Genomic DNA, 22533 nt, shown 5'->3' on the forward strand with positions numbered 1-22533 from the left:
AGGCAGCAACATGCGCCTATCCGCTCACCGCCAGCAGCAGGACACCGGCCAGGGCTGACCCGGCAAGTGTCGGCAGCATGCCGATCTTCAGCTTGAGGATGGCGATCATGGCGGCACAGGACAACAATGCGGCTCGCCAGTCGATCGATGACGGCACCGGCACATTCATGCCGAGGCCAAGTTTGCTGACTTGGTGAAAGATGACGTGCATGGCGAACCACAAAGCGAGGTTCAGGATGACGCCGACCACGGCGGCGGTGATGGCTCCGAGCGCGGCCGACAGGGCCTTGTTGCCACGCAAGGCCTCGATATAGGGCGCACCGAGGAATATCCAGAAGAAGCACGGGGTGAACGTGACCCACAAGGTCAGCAGCGCTCCAAGCGATCCGCCAAGCAACGGGGCCAGCGAACCGGAGTGGCGAAACGCGGCGATGAAGCCGACAAACTGCAACACCAGAATGAGCGGACCAGGCGTGGTTTCGGCAAGCCCGAGGCCATCGACCATCTCGCCGGGCGCCAGCCAGCCGAACGATTCGACGGCGGCCTGTGCGACATAGGCAAGAACCGCGTAAGCGCCGCCGAAGGTGACGACCGCCATGAGGCTGAAGAACCCGCCGATCTGCGTCCACACGCTGCTCGTCCCGGTGAGCGCCCAGAGCAACAGAACCGGCCCGAGCCAGATCGGCAGCCAGATGGCGACCGTGCGCGGCGCATGCCATCGTGTCGGCCTGGTATGGGCCAGTTCGCCGCGTTCGAACATCAGGTCGACCGCGCCCCTGATGTCGGGAGCGTCGTTCTTGCCGTGCGCCGAGCCGGAAAACAGGGCTGGCGCGACCCGGTTTCCCAGCCATCCCACCAGCCCTGCAAGCAGGACGATGAGCGGGAACGGGATGCTGAACACATAGATGCCGAGAAACGCGCAAACCGCGATCGCCACCATCACCCGGTTCTTCAAGGCGCGGCGGCCGATGCGGATCACCGCCTCGACCACCACCGCCAGCACGGCGGCCTTCACCCCGAAGAACAGCGCCTCGACCAGCGGGACATCACCATAGAGCGCATAAAAGGTGCTCAGGGTGAGCATGACGAGCGCACCGGGCACCACGAACAAGACGCCTGCGACGAGACCGCCGACCGTCCTGTGCAGCAGCCAGCCAATATAGATGGCGAGCTGCTGGGCCTCGGGACCGGGCAGCAGCATGCAGTAGTTCAAGGCATGCAGGAAACGCTGTTCGCCGATCCAGCGCCGGTGCTCGACCAATTCCTTGTGCATGAGCGCGATCTGCCCCGCCGGCCCGCCGAAGCTCAGCAATCCGATCTTCGCCCAGAGTTTCGTGGCTTCGCGGAAGCTCGGAACCGCCGGCGCCTCGATGATGTCGGCATCTTTCCCCGACATGAGGCTGCTCATGACGGCTTCGCCCCGCTCGGCCAGTTGTGCGTCTCGTCCGTGGCGTCGCGGCACCAGCGGAAGAACGCGTCATAGAGCAGCATCCCCGCCTCCAGCTGTTCCAGATCGTCGCGGAACATGCGTGACAGGCCGAGCGAGGCGGCAAGGAATCCGGCGGCCTGGGGAACGAGATCGAGCCTGGCGGTGTCGGCCGCGCGCACGATCGTGGCAAGGCGATCGAGAGCCTGGGATTCCAGCCCGAACTCCTCGATCATCGTGTCGAAGGTGCAGCGTTCGCCGCGATGGCTCCAGAACACATTGTCGATATCGAAGGGCACTGCTTGGAAGCGGTCGGCGACGGCAGGCACTTCGGCCGCCTCGACGAAAAGAAAGACCGCATGCGGATCGATGAAACGCCGGATCAGCCAGGGGCAGGCGATGCGGTCGACCTTGGGGCGAGCCCGCGTCACCCAGACGGTGCGGCCTTTTTCATCGCGGGACGGTATCTTGCCGGCGCGGACCAGAAGGCCCCCGGCATCGCGCCAGGCCTCGAAACCGCCTTCGAGGGATTCGGCGGCAACGCCCTGGTGCCGCAGCCATGCGGCCACGCCCTGCGAAAGCTTTTGCCCCCTCTGGCAGACGACGGCCACTTGGCTGCCGGCAAGATCGTTTGCCCAGACCGAGACGGTTTTGAAGTTGCGCCGGTGCGAGGCCGGCAGCAGGCGCGGATCGGCGTCGTGATCGTCATCGATGCGGACATCGACGATCACAGGTGCGCCGGGCAGACCAATCAGACGGGATAGTTGCTGTACGGTGATAGCGGTTGTTGACGGCATGGCGTCCACCTCCTGAACAGAGAAGCCTGGACGCGAACATTGGGCTGACGCCTCACGGGGTCGTCGCGATGCACCCCTTGGCATGATGGTGGAATTGTTGGGCGGGCTTGTCAAGGACGGAGCGTTCCCGGCCTAATGGCGCACCGGCGGCCTGATCGATCAGGCCGCCGGTGTTCGTCTATTCATCCATCTGTGACCAGCCAGGAATAATCGATGATTATTCCGGGGAATAATCGATGATTATTCCGGGGAATAATCAGTGATTGTCGCGAGGCACGCCCATGGTGTGCGCGACATCCTGGTATTTCACCGCCGGCTTCAGCACCATGCCGGCCGAGAACTGGTCGACCATGCCGCGTTGGATCTCCTGCCACGGGGTCTGGTGCTGGGGATAATGATAGCCGCCATCTTTCTCCAGTTCGGCGCGACGCCGGGTGATTTCGTCGTCGCTGACGAGGATATTCGCGGTGCCTTTCCGCAGGTCGATGCGGACGCGGTCGCCGGTCTTGAGCAGCGCCAGGCCGCCGCCGACGGCGGCTTCCGGCGAGGCGTTGAGGATCGACGGCGAGCCCGACGTGCCGGACTGGCGGCCGTCGCCGATGCAGGCGAGCGCGTGGATACCCTTCTTGATGAGGTAGGCCGGCGGCTGCATGTTGACGACCTCGGCGCCGCCAGGATAGCCGACGGGGCCGGCGCCGCGCATGAACAGGATGGTGTGCTCGTCGATGCCTTGCGCCGGATCGTCGATGCGGGCGTGGTAATCCTCCGGGCCGTCGAAGACCATGGCGTTGCCCTCGAAGGCTTCCGGATCGTTCGGGTTGGACAGATAGCGCTCGCGGAATTCCGGCGAGATGCCGCTCATCTTCATGATCGCCGAATCGAACAGATTGCCCTTGAAGTTGATGAAGCCGGCATTGGACTTCAGCGGCTCGGCCACGGTGCGGATGACGTCGGTGTTCTCGTTGGCGACCCCCTCGCAGTTGGCACCGATCGACTTGCCATTGACGGTCAAGGCATCGGGATGCGGCAGCATTCCGGCCTTCATCAGTTCGGCCACCACGGCGGGTACGCCACCGGCGTGGTGGTAGTCTTCGCCGAGATATTCACCCGACGGCTGCAGGTTGACGATGAGCGGCACGTTGAGGCCGACCTTCTGCCAGTCGTCATTGTCGAGCGGTACGCCGAGATGGCGGGCGATCGCGTTGAGATGGATCGGCGCGTTGGTGGAGCCGCCGATCGCCGAATTGACGACGATGGCGTTTTCGAAGGCCGCGCGGGTCATGATGTCGGACGGCTTCAGGTCCTCGTGTACCATGTCGACGATGCGTTTACCCGTCTCATAGGCGATCTGGCCGCGCTCGCGGTACGGCGCCGGGATGGCGGCCGAACCGGGCAGCTGCATGCCGAGCGCCTCGGCCAGCGAATTCATCGTGGTGGCGGTGCCCATGGTGTTGCAGTAGCCCGTGGACGGCGCCGAGGAGGCGACGATGTCCATGAACTCGTCATAGTCGATCTCGCCGGCCGACAGGCGCTGGCGCGATTCCCAGACGATGGTGCCCGAGCCGGTGCGCTTGCCCTTGTGCCAGCCATTGAGCATCGGGCCGACCGATAGCGCGATGGCCGGGATGTTGACGGTCGCCGCCGCCATCAGCAAGGCAGGCGTGGTCTTGTCGCAGCCGATGGTCAGCACGACGCCGTCGAGCGGATAGCCATAGAGCACCTCGACCAGGCTGAGATAGGCGAGGTTGCGGTCAAGTGCCGCGGTCGGCCGCTTGCCGGTCTCCTGGATCGGGTGACAGGGGAATTCGAAAGGAATGCCGCCCATCGAGACGATGCCTTCGCGCACGCGCTTGGCGAGCTCGATGTGGTGCCGGTTGCAAGGCGAAAGATCGGAGCCCGTCTGGGCGATGCCGATCAGCGGCTTGCCCGACATCAGCTCGGCGCGTGTCAGTCCGTAATTCAGGTAGCGCTCGAGATAGAGCGCCGTCATTCCCGGATTGTCGGGATTGTCGAACCACTCCTGCGAGCGGAACTTTTTCTTTTTCGTGGGGGCGCCGGCCATCATGGTCTCCGTATTTGTATGACAAATCGATATGACAACGCGCGGATGCAGGCAAGGGGCACGCGTGATCTGAATCCCGACTTTGGTGCGATAGACAGCTATCGAGCCGCGCGCTACGACCAATCCGACATCGGCGATCGGGGAGGTTTAGATGGCTTTGGTGATCGAGGGCGAGGAACGTATCGCCGCACCCGTGCAGAAAGTGTGGGAAGCGCTGAATGACCCAACCGTCCTGAAGGACGCCATTCCGGGCTGCAAGAGCCTGGAAATGAAATCGGCGACCGAGATGGCGGCAACGGTGGTGCTGAAGATCGGGCCGATCAAGGCGACCTTCAACGGCGAAGTGACGCTGAAAAATCTCAAGCCGCCGCATGCCTATACCATCCAGGGCGAAGGCAAGGGTGGCATCGCCGGCTTCGCCAAGGGCGGCGCCGACGTCACCCTCACCGCCGACGGGCCGGACGCGACGGTCCTCAAATATGCCGCCAAGGCAGAAGTCGGCGGCAAGATCGCGCAGCTCGGCAGCCGGCTGATCGAATCGACATCGAAGAAACTGGCCGGACAGTTCTTTTCGGCATTCGGCGAGAAAGTCGGCGGCTGATTCTTCCCGTGAAGGATCACTCAAATACGATGTTCGGCACCGCCGCTTCGGCCGCGCCGCGTTCCTCAATGACCCTGTCCCAGACCTTGGAGGCTATATCGCGGTAGATTTTCGCCTCGGCGCCGTCGGGCTTCGAGGCGACCACCGGCGTGCCGGCGTCCGAGCTCTCGCGAATGCCCATTTCCAGCGGCACCTCGCCGAGGAAGGTGACGCCCAGCCTCTCGGCCTCGCGGCGCGCGCCGCCATGGCCGAAAATATCGTAGCGCTGGCCGGTGTCCGGGGCGAGGAAGTAGCTCATGTTCTCGACGATGCCGAGCAGCGGCACGTCGACTTTCTTGAACATGTTGAGACCCTTGCGGGCATCGATCAGCGCCAGGTCCTGCGGCGTCGAGACGATGACCGCGCCGGCCAGCGGCACCTGCTGGGCCATGGTGAGCTGCGCGTCGCCAGTGCCGGGCGGCATGTCGACGACAAGCACGTCGAGCCGCCCCCATTCGACCTCGCGCAGCATCTGCGTGAGCGCCGACATCACCATCGGCCCGCGCCAGATCATCGGCGTCTCCTCATCGACGAGGAAACCCATCGACATCACCTTGAGGCCGTAATTCTCCATGGGTTTCAGGATCTTGCCGTCGACCGTCTGCGGCCGGCCGTGGATGTTGAGCAGCCTGGGCATGGACGGACCGTAGATGTCGGCATCGAGCACGCCGACCCGCAAGCCATTGGCGGCAAGGCCAAGCGCCAGATTGACGGCCGTGGTCGACTTGCCGACGCCGCCCTTGCCGGAGGCAACCGCGATGATCGCCTCGATGCCGGGCACGCCGCGCTTGCCGTGGCTCTGCGAAGCGGGAGCATGCTGAGCCGCCCGCGGTGCGGCGGCGGCCGGAGCCGGCCTGGGTGCGGGACGCGGTGGAACCGGTGCCTCCATGCCTCCGCCTTTCTTTTCGGCCGTCAGCGCAACGACCGCGCCGGCGACGCCGGGAATGGCCTTCACCACCCGCTCGGCGGCGGCACGCAAGGGCTCCATCTCCGGGGCGCGCGCGGCGGGCACGGTGATCGAGAAGAACACCTTCGAATCGGCGATGAAAATCTCCGAAACCATGCCGAGATCGACGATGTTGCCGGTGAAGTCCGGCCCGTTGACGGTCTTCAGGCGCTCGACGACGATTTCCTTGGTGATGGACATGGCTGTTATTCCCTGGCGTTCGGCTGCAGCTCACATAGTGCAGAACGCGGACGGCTCCAAGCGTCAGGCGTATGGCGGTCGTCAAGCGGCCTGGGTGACCTATTTCCATGACCAGAGGGAATGACAGCCAGGAAAGGAGACGATCATGCTTGAAAACAGCAACGCAACGGCCAATCTCGCGGTCAGGGACCTGGCCAAGGCAAAGGCTTTCTATGAGGGGACGCTCGGCCTGAAACAGGTGCACGATGAGGGCGGCGAACTGATCGTGTACAAAAGCGGCGACACCACCATCAATGTCTATCGCTCCCAATTCGCCGGAACCAACAAGGCGACAGCGGTGACGTGGACGGTCGGCGACGCGATCGGTACCGTCGTCGCCGCGCTGAAATCGAAGGGCGTCGTCTTTGAACACTACGAAATGCCCGGTTTGACGCTGGAAGGTGATGTCCATGTCGGACAGGGTATGAGGGTCGCTTGGTTCAAGGATCCGGACGGCAACATCCTGAATCTCGTCGACAGGTAGTTTTTTGCGATTGCGCAATGGCTGGGGGCGGCACGATTGTCGGCGGTAGCAGCAACCATCTGGCGCGGCGCCACCGCGCCGGATAGCTTCCGCCAATGATCGACAAGCTGGAATTCTTCATCGCACTGGCCAGGGAAGAGCATTTCGGCCGCGCCGCGGAAGTGTGCGGCGTCACCCAGCCGACGCTGTCGGCCGGCATCAAGCAACTGGAAGGCCAGCTCGGCGTCATGCTCGTACTGCGCGGCTCGCGCTTTCAGGGGCTGACGCCGGAGGGCAAGCAGGTGTTGGTCTGGGCGCGCCGCATCGTCGGCGACTCCAGGACCATGCGCGAGGAGATGCGGGCGGCGCGCCACGGCCTCTCAGGCCGCATCCGCATCGCCGCCATCCCGACGGCGCTCGCCATGGTGGCGCGGCTGACGACGCCGTTTCGCGAAAAGCATCCGGGCGTCACTTTTTCAGTATTGTCGCGAACCTCGATCGAAGTGCTGTCGCTGCTGGGTAATTTCGATGTCGATGCCGGCATCACCTATCTCGACAACGAACCGCTGGGACGGGTGACCAGCGTGCCGCTCTATGACGAGCGCTACCAGTTGATCACCGCTATCGGCAATCCCTATTCCGACCGCGACAAAGTGACATGGGCGGAGATCAGCCATTTGCCGCTGTGCCTTCTGACCCCGGACATGCAGAACCGCCGCATCATCGACCAGCATCTGGCCGAGGCCGGCGTGCAGGTGCGGCCGACACTGGAATCGAACTCGATGATCGTGCTGTTCTCGCACATCCGAACCGGTAAATGGTCGTCGATCATGCCACTCAACCTTGCGGAAACATTCGGTTTTTCCGAACCGATCCGGGCCATTCCGATCGTCGAGCCCGATGCCAGCCATACAGTCGGACTGGTGGCCGCGCCGCGTGAGCCGCACACGCCGCTGGTGCAGGCGCTGCTGGACGAGGCGATGGCGCTGGCAGACGATTTCCGCGCCCATCGCTAGGCTAGAGAATGGAGGCTGAGCGTTGTCGATAGAAAATTTCTATCAAACGACGGGACAGCTTTATTGATCTCGGGGGTTTCCTCTGATTTCGTAAGGACTTAGCGATATTGCGCCCTGTGCATGTCGTTACCCCAAAACCGCTCTATATCTTGGGGTGACATATATCGGGCCGCCATGACCAGGGAGGGCGCTGCATGACCGTGCAGCCTGCAAGTACCGAGATCGCATCGCGCACCGCGGCGATCATTCAGGATCTGAAGGACCTCGAAGGTCCGTTGCTGCCGATCCTGCACGGCATCCAGGAAGAGTTCGGCCATGTGCCGCAGGCCTCGCTGCCGGTCATCGCCGACGGGCTGAACCTCTCCAGGGCCGAAGTGCACGGCGTCGTCAGCTTCTATCACGATTTCCGTGCCCGGCCGGCCGGCCGGCACGTGCTGAAGCTCTGCCAGGCGGAAGCCTGCCAGTCGATGGGCTCGGACGCCGTCGCCGCCAGGGTCAAGCAGTTGCTCGGCATCGATTTCCATGAGACCACGCATGACGGATCGGTTACATTGGAGCCGGTCTATTGTCTCGGGCTGTGTGCCTGTTCGCCGTCGGCTATGCTGGACGGCGAGGTGATCGGACGGCTCGATGACGAGAAGATCGACGAGATCGTCGCCGAGGTGCGCTCATGACCCCCCGCATCTACATTCCCGGCGATTCCGGCGCGCTGGCGCTGGGCGCGGAAAAGGTCGCCAAAGCGATCGCAAATGAACTGGCCGAGCGCGGCATCGATGCCAAGATCGTGCGCAACGGCTCGCGCGGCGCCTATTTCCTCGAACCGATGGTCGAGGTGGCGACAGACAATGGCCGTGTCGCCTACGGGCCGGTGAAGCCGTCGGACGTGAAGAGCCTGTTCGACAGCGGCTTTCTCCAAGGCGGGTATCACAAGCGCTGGCTGGGTGCGCCCGACAAAATCCCGTTCCTCGCCAAGCAGACGCGGCTGACCTTCGCACGCTGCGGCATCAACGACCCGCTGTCGCTCGATGCCTACAAATCGCTCGGCGGATTGAAGGGCCTGCAGATCGCCGTGGCCATGGCGCCCGCCGACATCGTCAAGCAAGTGACCGACTCCGGCCTGCGCGGTCGCGGCGGCGCGGGCTTCCCGACCGGCATCAAATGGAAGACGGTGCTCGACACGACATCGGAGCGCAAATACATCGTCTGCAACGCCGATGAAGGCGACAGCGCCACCTTCGCCGACCGCATGATCATGGAAGGCGACCCCTTCGTGCTCATCGAGGGCATGACCATCGCCGGCATCGCCACAGGCGCGACCAAGGGTTTTGTCTACATCCGCTCGGAATATCCGCACGCGGTGGTTGTCATGAACAAGGCGGTCGAGATCGCCCGCAAGGCCGGTGTGCTCGGTGTCAATGTGCTGGGCTCGCCCAACGCCTTCGACATGGAAATCCGCGTCGGCGCCGGCGCCTATGTCTGCGGCGAGGAAACCTCGCTCTTGAACAGCCTGGAAGGCAAGCGCGGCGTGGTGCGCGCCAAGCCGCCGCTGCCCGCGATACAAGGATTGTTCGGCAAGCCGACGGTGATCAACAACGTCATCTCGTTGGCCTCGGTGCCTATTATCATGGATAAGGGCGCCACCTTCTACAAGGATTTCGGCATGGGCCGCTCACGCGGCACGATCCCGATCCAGATCGCCGGCAACGTCAAGCAAGGCGGCCTGTTCGAAACCGCTTTCGGCCTGACACTGGGCGAGATCGTCGACGATATCGGCGGCGGCACTTCCACCGGGCGCCCGGTGAAGGCGGTGCAGGTCGGCGGCCCGCTCGGCGCCTACTTCCCGCGCGCGCTGTTCGACACGCCGTTCGACTACGAAGAATTCGCCAAGCGCGACGGGCTGATCGGCCACGCCGGCGTCACAGTTTTCGACGATACTGCCGACATGCTGAAGCAGGCACGCTTCGCCATGGAGTTCTGCGCCATCGAAAGCTGCGGCAAGTGCACGCCTTGCCGCATCGGCTCGACGCGAGGCGTGGAGACCATCGACAGGCTTGCCGCCGGCATCGAGCCGGAGAAGAACCTCGCTTTGGTCACGGACCTCTGCAACACGATGAAGTTCGGTTCGCTCTGCGCGCTGGGCGGCTTCACGCCCTACCCGGTGATGAGCTCGATCACGCATTTCCCCGAGGATTTCAAGCCCGCGCCAGCGCGCGTGGCTGCTGAATAGGAGCTGGCAGATGAACATCAAGGCCGACTTCCCGACGCTGATCGAAGAACTCGATTACGGAACTCCGCAATCGAAGGCCGAGAAGCAGGTCACGCTGACCGTCGATGGCCGCAGCATCAGTGTGCCGGAAGGCACGTCGATCATGCGTGCGGCGATGGAAGGCGGGGTGGAGATTCCGAAGCTCTGCGCCACCGACATGCTGGACTCCTTCGGCTCCTGCCGCGTCTGCCTCGTCGAGATCGAAGGGCGTGGCGGCACGCCGGCCTCCTGCACGACGCCGGTCGGCGAAGGCATGGTGGTACGTACGCAATCGGACAGGCTCGACGCCATCCGCCGCGGCGTCATGGAACTCTACGTCTCCGACCATCCGACCGGGTGGAACGAGAAGGCGGGAACCGGCGCCAGCGAGTTCGATGTGGTGGCGAAGTCCGTCGGCCTGACCGAAAACCGCTACGGCGTCGAGGGCCGCAACCACGTCAAGGAAGAAAATGGCGTCGCGCCCGGCCATGGCTCGCTCGCGGTCGACTACATCGCCCGCGATGAATCCAACCCCTATTTCACCTACGATCCGGCTCAGTGCATCGTCTGTTCGCGCTGCGTGCGCGCCTGCGAAGAGGTGCAAGGCACTTTCGCGCTGACCATCGAGGGCCGCGGCTTCGAATCGCGCATGGTCGCCGGCATGCACGAGGACTTCATTGCCTCGGAATGCGTCTCCTGCGGCGCCTGCGTGCAGGCCTGCCCGACCGATGCGCTGCGCGAGAAGACCGTGCTCGAAAAGGGCCTGCCGGAGCGCTCGGCCGTGACCACCTGCGCCTATTGCGGCGTCGGCTGCTCGTTCAAGGCCGAAGTGAAGGGCGACGAGGTCATCCGCATGATGCCCTACAAGGAGGGCATGGCCAACCACGGCCATTCCTGCGTCAAGGGTCGCTTCGCCTATGGCTACGCCACCCACAAGGACCGCATCCTGTCGCCGATGATCCGGGAAAAGGTCAGCGATCCCTGGCGCGAGGTGAGCTGGGAAGAGGCGATCGCCCACACGGCCAAGGAATTCCGGCGCATCCAGTACCAGTACGGCCGCACCGCGATCGGCGGCATCACCTCCTCGCGCTGCACGAACGAGGAGACCTATCTCGTCCAGAAGCTGGTGCGGCAAGGCTTCCGCAACAACAATGTCGACACCTGCGCACGCGTCTGCCATTCGCCGACCGGCTATGGGCTCGGCCAGACCTACGGCACCTCGGCCGGCACACAGGATTTCGATTCCGTCGAATTCACCGACGTCGCCGTCATCATCGGCGCCAATCCGGCTTCGGCGCACCCGGTGTTCGCCTCGCGGCTGAAGAAGCGGCTGCGCCAGGGCGCAAAGCTGATCGTGCTCGATCCGCGCCGCACCGAGATGGTCAAGTCGGCGCATGTCGAAGCCGATTACCATTTGCCGCTGAAGCCCGGCACCAATGTCGCCGTGCTGACGTCGCTGGCACATGTCATCGTCACCGAGGGCCTTTTCGACGAAGCCTTCATCCGCGAGCGTTGCGACTGGGCGGAATTCCAGGACTGGGCGTCCTTCGTCGCCCTGCCGGAAAACAGCCCCGAAACCGTGGGCAAGCTGTCCGGCGTCGATCCCGAGCTGATCCGCGGTGCGGCGCGCCTCTACGCCAAGGGCGGCAATGGCGCGATCTATTACGGCCTCGGCGTCACCGAGCACAGCCAGGGCTCGACCACGGTGATGGCGATCGCCAACCTCGCCATGGCCACCGGCAATATCGGCCGCCCGGGCGTCGGCGTGAACCCGCTGCGCGGCCAGAACAACGTGCAGGGCTCGTGCGACATGGGCTCGTTCCCGCATGAGCTGCCGGGCTACCGGCACATTTCGGGCGACGCGGTGCGCGACATCTATGAGAGCCTATGGGGCGTGAAGCTGGACGACGAACCCGGCCTGCGCATCCCCAACATGCTGGATGCCGCCGTCGACGGATCGTTCAAGGGCATCTACATCCAGGGCGAGGACATCCTGCAGTCCGATCCCGACACCAAGCATGTCGCCGCCGGCCTTGCCGCGATGGAATGCGTGGTCGTGCACGACCTCTTCCTCAACGAGACGGCGAACTACGCGCATGTCTTCCTGCCCGGTTCGACCTTCCTCGAGAAGGACGGCACCTTCACCAATGCCGAGCGCCGCATCAACATGGTGCGCAAGGTGCTGGAGCCGAAGGCGCGCTACGCCGATTGGGAGGCGACGCAGGAGCTCGCCCGCGCGATCGGTCTCGACTGGAACTATACGCATCCGTCCGAAATCATGGACGAAATCGCCAAGACGACGCCAAGCTTCGCCAATGTCTCCTTCGAACTGCTCGACCGGGTCGGCTCCGTGCAATGGCCCTGCAACGACAAGGCACCGCTCGGCACGCCGATCATGCATGTCGACGGCTTCGTGCGCGGCAAGGGCAAGTTCATCCGCACCGAATATGTGGCGACGGACGAAAGGACCGGACCGCGCTTCCCGCTGCTGCTGACCACCGGCCGCATTCTCAGCCAGTACAATGTCGGCGCGCAGACACGGCGCACCGAGAATGTCATGTGGCACTCCGAGGACCGGCTGGAAATCCATCCGCACGACGCGGAAAACCGCGGCCTGCATGATGGCGACTGGGTGCGGCTGACCAGCCGTTCGGGCGAGACGACGCTGCGCGCGCTGATCACCGACAGGGTGTCGCCGGGCGTGGTCTACACGACCTTCCACCATCCCGACACGCAGGCCAACGTCATCACCACCGATTTCTCCGACTGGGCGACCAACTGTCCGGAATACAAGGTGACCGCGGTGCAGGTCGGCGCTTCCAACGGCCCGTCGGAATGGCAGCGCGACTATGACGAACAGGCCAAGCAGAGCCGCCGCATCGCTCCGCTGCAGGCGGCGGAGTAGCTGTGACGAGGCATTCGACAACAAGAGCTTCAATCTTGACGGCTGATCGACCCCCACTCCGTCGAGCTTCGCTCGACACCTCTCCCCCGATCGACGGGGGAGAGGAAAGGTGCGCGCTTCTGCCGGGAGGCACCCTTCCTCTCCCTCCGGAGGGGGGAGAGGTGGCGCTGCGAAGCAGCGACGGAGTGGGGGGCGGCCTCGGAGAGCAATCGCCGATTGAAGCAAAAAACCTTCGGCGCTTCCTAAGCGAAATGGCCGCCAGGCCAAAGGTTGGCGCCTCGTGACCCGCTCTCCTATCTCTCAAATCTCCAGACTGGCGCACCGCGCCAGCGGCACGGCTGCGGCCAGCCGCATGGTGCCGGAGGAGACGCCGGTGGCGTTCTCCTTTGCCGGCACCACGCATGCGGTGATGATGGCGAGCCCCGCCGATTTCGAGGATTTCGCGCTCGGCTTCTCGCTGACCGAAGGCATCATCGCTGTGCCTGACGAGATCGAAGCCATCGAAGTGGAAGATCATGGCGCCGGCATCGACATTCAGATCCGGCTGAAGGACCACGCCAATACGCGCTTCGAGGCGCGGCGGCGGCGGCTTGCCGGACCGGTCGGCTGCGGGCTCTGCGGCATCGAATCCATCGAGGAGGCGATGCGCTCGGTCGATGCGGTCGGTGCGTCGAAACTTACACTCAATGCCGAAGACATCACCCGCTCGGTCAAGCTGCTGTCGAAGGTGCAGCCGCTGCACACCGAGACCGGCGCCGTGCATGCCGCCGGCTTCTACGTACCGGGCAAGGGCGTCATCATGGCGCGCGAGGATGTCGGCCGCCACAATGCGCTGGACAAGCTGGCGGGCGCGCTGGCCAAGGCCAATATCGATGGCGCATCGGGCGCCGTCGTGGTGACCAGCCGTGTTTCGGTCGAGATGGTGCAGAAGACGGCGGCGATCGGTTCGGCCTTCATCATCGCCGTTTCCGCTCCCACCGCCCTTGCCATCCGCACGGCGCAAGAAGCCGGCATGACACTGGTGGCGTTGGTGCGCGGCGACGATTTCGATGTTTTTACCCACCCTGACCGGGTGATCTCCGGAGTTACCCAGCATGTCGCATGACGAAGAGCACATCATGAGCACACGGGAAAAGCTGGTGCGCATGGCCAACCAGATCGCCGCCTTTTTCCACTCCAGGCCACGCGAGGAAGGCGTTGCCGGCGTCGCCGAGCATATCAACAAATTCTGGGAGCCGAGAATGCGGCGCCAGTTCTTCGAGATGCTGGACAGCGGCGGTGAGGGCTTCGACGAACTGGTCGTGGCGGCTTCGGCTAAGATCAAACGGCCGATCACGTCGGCGGAAGCCGATCTCAAGCTCGGGCTCGACGCCTTTCCGGGCGACGTCGCGGCGTCGCAGAGATAGCCCCAGCGCCGGCTTATATTGCTCTTTGCTAAAGTTTAAGCTGCCGCAACCGGCGCGGCTCTGCTATGGTTGGCGATCAGAAATCGTCAGGCCGGGCGGACAATCTCGTGAGGCCGATCGAAACCCGATACGCCCTTAGCGGCGAGGTGCGGATCGCCTATCAGGTGGTCGGCCAGGGATCGTTCGACCTCGTCTTCGTGCCGGGCTTCATCTCCAATCTCGACCTGCATTGGGAAGACGAGGGGTATACCCGGCTCCTGAAGCGGCTTTCGGCGTTCTCCCGACTAATCCTGTTCGACAAGCGCGGCACGGGTCTCTCCGATCGCGTCGATGTCCATCACCTGCCCAGCCTCGAAACCCGTATGGACGATGTGCGCGCGGTGATGGATGCGGCGGGCAGCGGCCGTGCTGCCCTGCTTGGCGCTTCCGAAGGCGCGCCGCTGGCCATGCTGTTCGCCGCCACCTATCCGGAGCGGACGCGGGCGCTGACGCTCTATGGCGCCTATGCGCATTTCCACAAATGGGTGATGCCACCGGAGCGTCTGGACGCCTTCATCGCGATGGCCGAGACGGCTTGGGGCACTGGCGCCACCTTGCCCAATTTCGCGCCAGGCCGGGTTGATGACGCCCGGTTCTCAAACTGGTGGGCCCGCTTCGAACGACTGTCGGCGAGCCCGACCGCGGCGGTGGCACTGGCGCGGATGAACGCCGAGATCGATGTGCGCGGCGTGCTGGCGGCGATCAGCGCGCCGACGCTGCTGATCCATCGCCGCAACGATGTGCGGGTCGACCCCGACGCCAGCCGTTTTCTGGCCAGGAAGATTCCCAACGCGCGACTAGTCGAAATCCCGGGGCGCGACCATCCGATCTGGACCGGCGATGTCGACCGGGTGGCCGACCTGATCGAGGAATTCCTGACCGGCGAACGCGCCGTGGGGGAAGCGGAGCGCGTTCTGGCGGCGCTTCTGGTGACACGCATCTATGACACGGCACGGCTTGGCGACAGGATGTGGAGCGAACGCAGCGAGCATTTCCACGAGATATGGCGGGCACTTGTGGGCCGCCATGGCGGGCGCTGCACGGATGTGCACGGCGAAATGATGATTTCGCGCTTCGACGGCCCGGGGCGGGCCTTGCGCTGCGCGGCGGCATTGCGCGACGCGGCGCAACAAATCGGTGTGGCAAGCGCGCAAGGGGCGCATGTCGGCGAGATCGAATTGCGCGGCCCCCCCGCAGGATTGACGGGCCGCGTGACGATCCAACTCGCCGCTCACGCCGGGCGCGGCGAGATATTGGCGTCGAGGCTGGTCGCCGACCTCGCAGCCGGCTCGGGGCTTCATTTCGCCGACGCTGGCCGTGTCAGCATCGACGAACTGGACGAGCCCATGGCGCTAGTCTTGGCGATGTCCGAACAGCACCTGGAGCCGGCTTGTCGTCCCAAGGCCAAGGCGAGCGAACCGGCTTGCCTGACCGCGCGCGAGAGCGAGGTGGTGAGCCTGATCGCCGACGGCAAGAGCAATGCCGCGATCGCCGCCGAACTCAGGCTGAGCGAGCACACGGTCAAGCGCCACGTCGCCAACATATTGCTCAAGCTCGACCTGCCATCGCGAGCGGCGGCGGCGGCTTTTTCCGCCAGGCAGACTGGCCCGGACGGGCCATGAGAGCCATGGCGCTTTCGGGCGAAGCAGGCACACCGGTGTAGGCGCTATCAATTCCCCATGCAGTCCAGGCGGATATCGCCGAAAGGCGCTGCGAACGGAGGATGAGATGCTCAAGTCAAAACTGAATGTCAGATCCCTTATGGTCGTGGCAGGCATTGGCGTGCTGACCACGACCTCTCCCGTAAGAGCAGAGGATGCATCGGCGACCGCCGCCTACAAGGACATCCGGGCGACGCTCGGCTCGGTGCCGGACATGTTCAGGACACTGCCTGATGTCGCCATCGCCGGCGCCTGGGCCGAGATCAAGGGTGTGCAGCTCAACCCCAAGACCGCGCTTGATGGTAAGACCAAGGAGTTGATGGGGCTCGCGGTCGCGTCGCAGATCCCGTGCCAGTACTGCATCTATTTCCACACCGAAGCCGCCAAGCTCAACGGCGCCAGCGACGAGGAGATCAAGGAGACGATCGCGATGGCGGCAATCGTGCGCCATTGGTCGACGATCCTCAACGGCAGCCAGGTCGATCTCGCGACCTTCAAGAAACAGACCGACGACGTGTTCGCGGCCGTCAAGGCCAAGTCGCAGTGACGACCCGGCTCGGCGATGAGTGCCGGGCGACACCTCAAAGCATGAACCGCCCGATCGCAACGACGGGCATATGGAGGACAAAATGCTGACCAAGACCCAGACAGTGGACGGCGCGGCGATCAAGAAGGCGATCGAAGGCCGTGATGGAAAGATGCTGTCGAGCTTCTATGCGGACGACGCGCTGGTGCGGGTGATCGACCGCAACAACCCGCCGAGCAAGCCACGCGAAATCCGCGGACGCGCGGCGATCACGATGTTCTGGGACGATATCTGCAGCCGCGCGATGACCCACAAGGTCGATGCAACCATCGCCGACGGCGACAGCCTGGCCTTTACCCAGGCCTGCGCCTATCCGGACGGCACGAAGGTGTTCGCCGCGGCGATGCTGGAACTCAAGAACGGGCAGATCGCGCGGCAAACCGTCGTGCAGGCCTGGGACGAGTAGTCAAACGCGGCCATGCCGAAACAACGGAGGACAAGATGTTCAGCGCCAGATGGCAGATCGACGCCAGGTTCGGACACAAGCAGACCGTGCTCGAACTGATGCGAAAATGGGAACGCGAGATCGGCTCACAGGTTGGTCTCGCCGACCTCGAGTTCCAGATCATGACCGGCTCGATCGGCGCGCGCGAAGCGACGGTCGAGTCTCACCACCAGGTCGAGAGCCTCGCCCAGTTGGAGGCGTTCTTCGCCAAGATCGGCAAGATCGACGCGCACGCCAAATGGGGCAAGGAGTTGGAGCCCTATGTCGTGTCAGGCACCAGCCTGTGGCAGATTTTCCGTATCGTTGAATAGGTGATGTCGGATAGCCGTGGCCCAGCCCCTGGGAGGCGGCGAGTACCAAGGAGGGTGGCTGCGAGGCGGCGGCCACCTTCATCATGCGCCATGCGATAAAGGCAAAGCCACGAGGCGTGGCTCCCGCTCTCCTATACGGTCAATCTCTTCGGCGGCTTCCGGCTGCCCGCCATGGCTCTCCTGGGCCATTGCCCATTGGCCCTTTCGGGCGAAGCAGCGGGGACAGGATCGGTGCAATGTACTCGCCTCTGCTCCATCCAACGCATCCGCCCCGAGGGAGGCGGCACAACGAAGCAACAAGATGCGTCGCGCCGACGCCGCATAGCGCCGGCGCAATCAAAGGGAGAAAACCGATGACCGACGAAACCCATGCAAAACTGCGTGAAAACCTGCGCGGGGGGCTGATCCTGCGTGACGATGCCGGATATGACGAAGCACGCAAGATCTACAACGGCATGATCGAAAAGCACCCGCTGCTGATCGCACGCTGCGCCGATGTCGCCGACGTGATCACCGCCGTGAGATACGCGCGCGACAACGACCTCCTGATCGCCGTGCGCGGCGGAGGGCACAATGGTGCCGGATTGGGAATTTGCGACAACGGCCTCGTCATCGACCTGTCGACGATGAAGGGGGTCCATGTCGACCCGAACAGGCGCACCGTGAGGGTCGCGCCCGGCTGCACGTCCGGTGACGTGGACCATGCTACCCATGCTTTCGGGCTCGCCGTTCCGTTCGGCATTGTCTCGACCACGGGCGTTGCCGGCCTTACTCTCGGCGGAGGGACGGGCTATCTGACGCGCAGATACGGTCTCACCATCGACAATCTTGTCGAAGCCGATCTGGTGCTGGCCGATGGCAGCATTGTAAGGGCCAACAAAAGCGAGAATCCCGACCTGTTCTGGGCGTTGCGGGGCGGCGGCGGCAATTTCGGCGTCGTGACCAGCTTCCTGTTCCAGGCCCATCCTGTGAACATGATCTTCGGCGGCCCGGTATTCTGGGAGGCCAAGGATGCTCAGGCCGTCATGCAGGTGTATCGCGACTACCTACCGGAGGCGCCGGAAGACCTCGGTGCTTTTGTCGGCCTGAAGTCCGTGCCCTCGACCGATCCCTTCCCGCGCGAGTATTGGGGCAAGCGCGCCTGCGCCATCATCTCCTGCTACAACGGCACGGAGGAAGACGGGCGCAAGGCGATGGCGCCACTGCTGGACAACTTGCCGCCGCCGATCTTCAACTGGATGGGCGTCATGCCATACCCGGCGTTGCAGGCGCTGTTCGATCCGCTGCTTCCGAAGGGCCTGCAATGGTATTGGAAGGGCGATTTCGTCAAGTCGCTTCCCGACGAAGCCATCGCGACCCACATCGCGCAGGCCGCCCAGGCGCCCAGCGAATTGTCTCTCATGCATCTTTACCCGATAGACGGCGCCGTGCGCCGCGTCGGCAAGGACGAGACTGCCTGGAACGCACGCGACGCAAGCTGGTCAATGGTCATAGCCGGCATCGATCCCGATCCGGGCAAGGCCGCCGACCTCACCAAGTGGGCCAAGAATTACTGGGCGCGCATCCATCCCCACAATGGCGAAGGCGGCTACGTGAATTTCATGATGGAGGACGAAGGAGAAGCGCGCTTGCGGGCAAGCTATGGCGCGAATTACGAGCGGCTGAGCCAGGTGAAGCGGACCTATGACCCATCCAACGTCTTTCGGGTCAATCAGAACATCAAGCCCGCGCCATCCGGGGTACAAGGCAGGACGGCGGCTTAGCTGGCGGATCGCTGCTTATGCCGCTTAGGCGGTCTTCCCTCCGTCAAAGGCAGGGCCTTATAGAGAGTATAGTAACGCTGACGCCCTCCTTCAGACAAAGGGCGTCAGCGCCGCGATGCGATATCCCTTACCCGTGAGCCACCATGACATGGCGCACGGCGGTGTAGTCCTCCAGCGCGTAGAGCGACATGTCCTTGCCGTAGCCGGACTGTTTCAGTCCGCCATGCGGCATCTCGTTGGTCAGCATGAAATGCGTGTTGATCCAGGTGCAGCCATATTGCAGGCGGGCAGCCGTTGCCATGGCGCGTGAAACGTCCTTCGTCCATACCGAAGACGCTAGGCCATAATCGCTGTCATTGGCCCAGTTTACAGCGTCGTCGACCTCCGAGAACCGGGTAATGGAGACGACTGGGCCGAACACTTCGCGGCGCACGATCTCGTCCTCCTGCAGCGCGCCGGCGACGACAGTCGGTTGATAGTAGAAGCCGGTGCCCTCGCCCGGCTTGCCGCCGGTGGTGATCTCGATGTGCTTCAGTTCCGAGGCACGCTCGACGAAGCTCGAGACGCGGTCGCGCTGGCGGCGCGAGATCAGCGGCCCGATCTCGTTCTCGGTGTCGTCGGGCTGGTTGTATTTGATGGTCGAGACCGCGGAGGAGAGGTCGGCGACGAGCTTGTCGTAGATCTTCTTGCCGGCATAGATGCGGCAGGCGGCGGTGCAGTCCTGGCCAGCATTGTAATAGCCGAAGGCGCGCAGGCCGTTGACGACGGCGCCGAGGTCTGCGTCGTCGAAGACGATGACCGGCGCCTTACCGCCGAGTTCCAGATGCGTGCGCTTGACCGACTTGGCGGCGGCCTGCAGCACCTTCTTGCCGGTGGCGACGTCACCGGTGATCGAGATCATATTAACCTTGGGGTGATTGATCAGCGTGTTGCCGACGCTGTCGCCCCGGCCAAGCACGACATTGACGACGCCTTCGGGCAGGATTTCGGCCAGGATCCTGGCCAGTTTCAGCGCCGTCAGCGGCGTCTGCTCCGACGGCTTGAAGACGACGGTGTTGCCGCCAGCGATCGCCGGCGCCAGCTTCCAGGCCATCATCATCAGCGGATAGTTCCACGGCGCGATCGAGGCGACGATGCCGATCGGATCGCGCCGCACCATGGAGGTGTGGCCGGGCAGATATTCGCCCGCGACGACACCCGGCATGGAGCGGACCGCGCCGGCGAAGAAGCGGTAGCAGTCGACGATCGCCGGGATTTCGTCATTGAGCACGGCATTGATCGGCTTGCCGCAGTTCAGCGCCTCGAGCGTGGCGAATTCCCTGGCCTCGGCCTCGATGCGGTCGGCGATCTTCAGGAGGTAGCCGGAGCGCTGCGCCGGCGTGGTGCGCGACCACAAGACGAACGCTTGTTCGGCGGCAATGACTGCCGCCTCGATCTGCGCTTGGCTGGCCTCGGGCAGGTTGAGAATGGTCGCCCCGGTCTTTGGGTTGAGGATCGGCTCCTCGGTCTCGGTGCCCTTCTCAAATTTCGAGCCGATCAGCATCTGGGTGTCCATTGGATTCTCCTTGGGCAGAAGTAGTGAGTAGTGAGTAGTGAGTAGTGAGTAGTGAGTAGTGGATGAGTTTCCACCGTGGATTCGGCTATTCCCTACTCACTACTCACCACTCACTTCTTTCATTTCCCGCTTCCGGCGATCTGGTCGCCGTCGCGGGTCAGGTAGTAGGCAAACAGGATCGGCAGCAGCGTCACCAGGACGACGACCATGGCGACGACATTGGTGACCGGGCGCTGGCGCGGACGGATCAGCTCTTCCAGCATCCAGATCGGCACGGTCTGTTGCTGGCCGGCGGTGAAGGTGGTGACGATGACTTCGTCAAAGGACAAAGCGAAGGCGAGCATGCCGCCGGCGAGCAATGCGGTGGCGATGTTGGGCAGCACGACATGGCGAAAGGTCTGGAAACCGTCGGCGCCGAGATCCATCGAAGCCTCGATCATCGAGCCCGAGGTGCGGCGGAAACGGGCGACCGCATTGTTGTAGACGACGACCACGCAGAAAGTGGCGTGGCCGAGCACGATCGTCCAGAACGAGAACGGGATGTCGGCGAGCGCGAAGGCCGAGCGCAGCGCGATGCCGGTGATGATGCCGGGCAGTGCGATGGGCAGGATGACCAGCAGCGAGATGGTTTCGCGGCCGAAGAATTTCGTCCGCGACACGGCGGCGGCGCACAGCGTGCCGAGCACCAGAGCAATCGTGGTCGAGATAGCGGCGACGCGGACCGACAGCGACAGCGCTTCCCAGACATCGGGCCGGTTCCAGGTGACGGCGAACCATTGCGTGGTCAGCCCGGGCGGCGGCCAGACGAAGCTCTTCTCCTCGGTGGTGAAGGCATAGACGAAGATCAGCAGGATCGGCAGATGCAGGAAGAGCAGGCCGCAGGCGGCCGCGATCTTGAGGCCGAGCGGAGCGGATTGACCACGATCAGAGCGCATCGAAGGCCCCCATGCGCTTGGCGCCCCAGAGGTAGAAACCCATGATGACGATGGGCACCACGGTGAAGGCGGCGGCGAGCGGGATGTTGCCGGCGGTGCCTTGCTGCGAATAGACGGCCTGGCCGATGAACAAGCGCGAGGTGCCGATGATCTGCGGGATGATGTAATCTCCCAATGTCAGCGAGAAGGTGAAGATCGAGCCGGCGACGATGCCGGGCAGCGCCAGCGGGAACAGCACGTTGCGGAAGGTCTGGCCGGGCGAGGCGCCGAGATCGGACGACGCCTCGACCAGATTGCCGGGCACGCGCTCGAGTGCCGCCTGCACCGGCAGGACCATGAAGGGCAGCCAGACATAGACGAAGACGATGAAAGTGCCGGTGAAAGACACCGACAGCGAATTGCCGCCGACGACGGGCAACGACAGCCAGGCATCGAGCAGCCACAGCAGATGCAGCTTGGCGAGCAGCCAGGTCAAAATGCCTTCCTTGGCCAGGATCAGCTTCCAGGCATAGATCTTGACCAGATAGCTCGACCACAGCGGCAGCATGACGCCGAGATAGAACAGCGCCTTCCAGCGGCCGCGCGCATAGCGCGCCGCGTAGTAGGCAATGGGGAAGGCGACGATGGCCGAAGCCAGCGTGACCAGGGCCGCCATCGTCACCGTGCGCAAGATGATGTCGAGGTTGGCGGCCTGCAAAAGATCGCCATAGGTCTTCAGCGTGAACTGGCGGTTGATGAGGCCGGAGAACTCATCGATGGAGAAGAAGCTCTGCGCCAAAAGCGCGAACAGTGAGCCGATATAGACTATGCCGAGCCACAGCACTGGCGGCAACAGCATGAGCAGCAGCAGGACTTGCGGCCGGCGCCAGAAGAGGTCGGAGAGCGCACCGCGCATGCCGCCGCTGCCGGGCAGGATGGCGGGTAAGGGATTGGGGTTGAGGGCGGCGATGGTCATGACGGATGCACAGTTCTGCTGACGCCGTGATCCGTCGCGCCCCCCTCTGTCCTGCCGGACATCTCCCCCACGTGGGGGGAGATTGGCAGCTCGTGCGCGGCGCCAGCCTTCAGACGTTGGAGATTGGCGACGGCCGA

20 protein-coding genes are annotated in these 22533 nt (G+C 63.9%); 13 read left to right on the forward strand and 7 right to left on the reverse strand.

The genetic code is table 11. The features are described 5' to 3' along the window. Positions 1–16: 16 nt before the first annotated feature. From chrA to LB543_RS18910, 3 genes are all read right to left on the reverse strand, one after another. A complete protein-coding gene (gene chrA, locus LB543_RS18900) occupies positions 17–1408 on the reverse strand; it encodes a chromate efflux transporter (protein ID WP_224615143.1) in 1392 nt (463 codons plus the stop codon). Further along, positions 1405–2223 carry a chromate resistance protein ChrB domain-containing protein gene (locus LB543_RS18905; protein WP_224615144.1) on the reverse strand — a complete coding sequence of 273 codons (819 nt, stop codon included), beginning with the start codon at positions 2221–2223 and terminating at the stop codon, positions 1405–1407. The genes chrA and LB543_RS18905 overlap by 4 nt, the downstream gene beginning before the upstream one ends. Before the next feature lie 256 nt (positions 2224–2479). Beyond that, complete coding sequence (locus LB543_RS18910) at positions 2480–4285, reverse strand: IlvD/Edd family dehydratase (protein WP_140810850.1); 1806 nt, start codon at positions 4283–4285, stop codon at positions 2480–2482. Between the two features lie 151 nt (positions 4286–4436). Here LB543_RS18910 and LB543_RS18915 point away from each other — a divergent pair, with 151 nt between their 5' ends. Then, the gene (locus tag LB543_RS18915) at positions 4437–4886 is read left to right on the forward strand and encodes an SRPBCC family protein (protein WP_140757976.1); all 450 of its coding nucleotides are present in this window, start codon (positions 4437–4439) and stop codon (positions 4884–4886) included. A gap of 16 nt (positions 4887–4902) precedes the next feature. On the opposite strand, the gene LB543_RS18920 is transcribed toward LB543_RS18915, so the two are convergent. Next, positions 4903–6072 carry an Mrp/NBP35 family ATP-binding protein gene (locus LB543_RS18920; RefSeq protein ID WP_224615145.1) on the reverse strand — a complete coding sequence of 390 codons (1170 nt, stop codon included), beginning with the start codon at positions 6070–6072 and terminating at the stop codon, positions 4903–4905. Between the two features lie 145 nt (positions 6073–6217). Here LB543_RS18920 and LB543_RS18925 point away from each other — a divergent pair, with 145 nt between their 5' ends. From LB543_RS18925 to LB543_RS18980, 12 genes are all read left to right on the forward strand, one after another. Beyond that, entirely contained in the window at positions 6218–6595 is a 378-nt protein-coding gene (locus LB543_RS18925) for a VOC family protein (protein WP_140757978.1), read from the forward strand. Between the two features lie 95 nt (positions 6596–6690). Beyond that, positions 6691–7590: a LysR family transcriptional regulator gene (locus tag LB543_RS18930; RefSeq protein ID WP_140757979.1), complete on the forward strand. Its 900-nt coding sequence runs from the start codon at positions 6691–6693 to the stop codon at positions 7588–7590. A gap of 194 nt (positions 7591–7784) precedes the next feature. Then, positions 7785–8264 (forward strand): formate dehydrogenase subunit gamma, encoded by a 480-nt coding sequence (locus LB543_RS18935; RefSeq protein WP_140810848.1) that lies wholly within the window; start codon positions 7785–7787, stop codon positions 8262–8264. Continuing rightward, on the forward strand, positions 8261–9817 hold the full coding sequence (locus LB543_RS18940; RefSeq protein ID WP_224615146.1) for a formate dehydrogenase beta subunit: 1557 nt from the start codon (positions 8261–8263) through the stop codon (positions 9815–9817). Before LB543_RS18935 ends, LB543_RS18940 begins: the two co-directional genes overlap by 4 nt. Positions 9818–9827: 10 nt before the next feature. Then, positions 9828–12740, forward strand: a complete 2913-nt coding sequence (gene fdhF, locus LB543_RS18945) for a formate dehydrogenase subunit alpha (protein WP_140757982.1) — start codon at positions 9828–9830, stop codon at positions 12738–12740. A 280-nt stretch (positions 12741–13020) separates the two neighbouring features. Next, complete coding sequence (gene fdhD, locus LB543_RS18950; RefSeq protein WP_224615147.1) at positions 13021–13845, forward strand: formate dehydrogenase accessory sulfurtransferase FdhD; 825 nt, start codon at positions 13021–13023, stop codon at positions 13843–13845. Further along, positions 13835–14146 (forward strand): formate dehydrogenase subunit delta, encoded by a 312-nt coding sequence (locus tag LB543_RS18955; protein ID WP_224615148.1) that lies wholly within the window; start codon positions 13835–13837, stop codon positions 14144–14146. Before fdhD ends, LB543_RS18955 begins: the two co-directional genes overlap by 11 nt. Positions 14147–14253: 107 nt before the next feature. Further along, positions 14254–15807 (forward strand): alpha/beta fold hydrolase, encoded by a 1554-nt coding sequence (locus LB543_RS18960; protein WP_224615149.1) that lies wholly within the window; start codon positions 14254–14256, stop codon positions 15805–15807. A 106-nt stretch (positions 15808–15913) separates the two neighbouring features. Next, complete coding sequence (locus LB543_RS18965) at positions 15914–16393, forward strand: carboxymuconolactone decarboxylase family protein (protein WP_140810842.1); 480 nt, start codon at positions 15914–15916, stop codon at positions 16391–16393. Positions 16394–16475: 82 nt separating this feature from the next. Continuing rightward, on the forward strand, positions 16476–16838 hold the full coding sequence (locus tag LB543_RS18970; RefSeq protein ID WP_140757987.1) for a nuclear transport factor 2 family protein: 363 nt from the start codon (positions 16476–16478) through the stop codon (positions 16836–16838). A gap of 35 nt (positions 16839–16873) precedes the next feature. Then, on the forward strand, positions 16874–17188 hold the full coding sequence (locus LB543_RS18975; protein ID WP_140810841.1) for a hypothetical protein: 315 nt from the start codon (positions 16874–16876) through the stop codon (positions 17186–17188). 353 nt (positions 17189–17541) lie between these two features. Next, positions 17542–18951, forward strand: coding sequence for an FAD-binding oxidoreductase (locus LB543_RS18980; RefSeq protein WP_224615150.1), 1410 nt, complete (start codon positions 17542–17544; stop codon positions 18949–18951). Between the two features lie 127 nt (positions 18952–19078). Here the strand turns inward: LB543_RS18980 and LB543_RS18985 are convergent, their stop codons facing one another. From LB543_RS18985 to LB543_RS18995, 3 genes are all read right to left on the reverse strand, one after another. Next, positions 19079–20506, reverse strand: a complete 1428-nt coding sequence (locus LB543_RS18985) for a gamma-aminobutyraldehyde dehydrogenase (protein ID WP_140757990.1) — start codon at positions 20504–20506, stop codon at positions 19079–19081. 119 nt (positions 20507–20625) lie between these two features. Beyond that, positions 20626–21441, reverse strand: a complete 816-nt coding sequence (locus tag LB543_RS18990) for an ABC transporter permease (RefSeq protein ID WP_135921158.1) — start codon at positions 21439–21441, stop codon at positions 20626–20628. Continuing rightward, the gene (locus LB543_RS18995) at positions 21431–22396 is read right to left on the reverse strand and encodes an ABC transporter permease (protein WP_411908767.1); all 966 of its coding nucleotides are present in this window, start codon (positions 22394–22396) and stop codon (positions 21431–21433) included. Before LB543_RS18995 ends, LB543_RS18990 begins: the two co-directional genes overlap by 11 nt. Between the last annotated feature and the right edge of the window lie 137 nt (positions 22397–22533).

The sequence above is a fragment of the Mesorhizobium sp. ESP7-2 genome (assembly GCF_020164715.1).
Taxonomy (GTDB): domain Bacteria; phylum Pseudomonadota; class Alphaproteobacteria; order Rhizobiales; family Rhizobiaceae; genus Mesorhizobium.

What these genes read in the sequence shown, in the direction of transcription:
- chrA (WP_224615143.1), bottom strand. Translation starts at nt 1,408, where the DNA reads ATGAGCAGCCTCATGTCGGGGAAAGATGCCGACATCATCGAGGCGCCG.
- LB543_RS18905 (WP_224615144.1), bottom strand. Translation starts at nt 2,223, where the DNA reads ATGCCGTCAACAACCGCTATCACCGTACAGCAACTATCCCGTCTGATT.
- LB543_RS18910 (WP_140810850.1), bottom strand. Translation starts at nt 4,285, where the DNA reads ATGGCCGGCGCCCCCACGAAAAAGAAAAAGTTCCGCTCGCAGGAGTGG.
- LB543_RS18915 (WP_140757976.1), top strand. Translation starts at nt 4,437, where the DNA reads ATGGCTTTGGTGATCGAGGGCGAGGAACGTATCGCCGCACCCGTGCAG.
- LB543_RS18920 (WP_224615145.1), bottom strand. Translation starts at nt 6,072, where the DNA reads ATGTCCATCACCAAGGAAATCGTCGTCGAGCGCCTGAAGACCGTCAAC.
- LB543_RS18925 (WP_140757978.1), top strand. Translation starts at nt 6,218, where the DNA reads ATGCTTGAAAACAGCAACGCAACGGCCAATCTCGCGGTCAGGGACCTG.
- LB543_RS18930 (WP_140757979.1), top strand. Translation starts at nt 6,691, where the DNA reads ATGATCGACAAGCTGGAATTCTTCATCGCACTGGCCAGGGAAGAGCAT.
- LB543_RS18935 (WP_140810848.1), top strand. Translation starts at nt 7,785, where the DNA reads ATGACCGTGCAGCCTGCAAGTACCGAGATCGCATCGCGCACCGCGGCG.
- LB543_RS18940 (WP_224615146.1), top strand. Translation starts at nt 8,261, where the DNA reads ATGACCCCCCGCATCTACATTCCCGGCGATTCCGGCGCGCTGGCGCTG.
- fdhF (WP_140757982.1), top strand. Translation starts at nt 9,828, where the DNA reads ATGAACATCAAGGCCGACTTCCCGACGCTGATCGAAGAACTCGATTAC.
- LB543_RS18955 (WP_224615148.1), top strand. Translation starts at nt 13,835, where the DNA reads ATGTCGCATGACGAAGAGCACATCATGAGCACACGGGAAAAGCTGGTG.
- LB543_RS18965 (WP_140810842.1), top strand. Translation starts at nt 15,914, where the DNA reads ATGCTCAAGTCAAAACTGAATGTCAGATCCCTTATGGTCGTGGCAGGC.
- LB543_RS18970 (WP_140757987.1), top strand. Translation starts at nt 16,476, where the DNA reads ATGCTGACCAAGACCCAGACAGTGGACGGCGCGGCGATCAAGAAGGCG.
- LB543_RS18975 (WP_140810841.1), top strand. Translation starts at nt 16,874, where the DNA reads ATGTTCAGCGCCAGATGGCAGATCGACGCCAGGTTCGGACACAAGCAG.
- LB543_RS18980 (WP_224615150.1), top strand. Translation starts at nt 17,542, where the DNA reads ATGACCGACGAAACCCATGCAAAACTGCGTGAAAACCTGCGCGGGGGG.
- LB543_RS18985 (WP_140757990.1), bottom strand. Translation starts at nt 20,506, where the DNA reads ATGGACACCCAGATGCTGATCGGCTCGAAATTTGAGAAGGGCACCGAG.
- LB543_RS18990 (WP_135921158.1), bottom strand. Translation starts at nt 21,441, where the DNA reads ATGCGCTCTGATCGTGGTCAATCCGCTCCGCTCGGCCTCAAGATCGCG.
- LB543_RS18995 (WP_411908767.1), bottom strand. Translation starts at nt 22,396, where the DNA reads ATGACCATCGCCGCCCTCAACCCCAATCCCTTACCCGCCATCCTGCCC.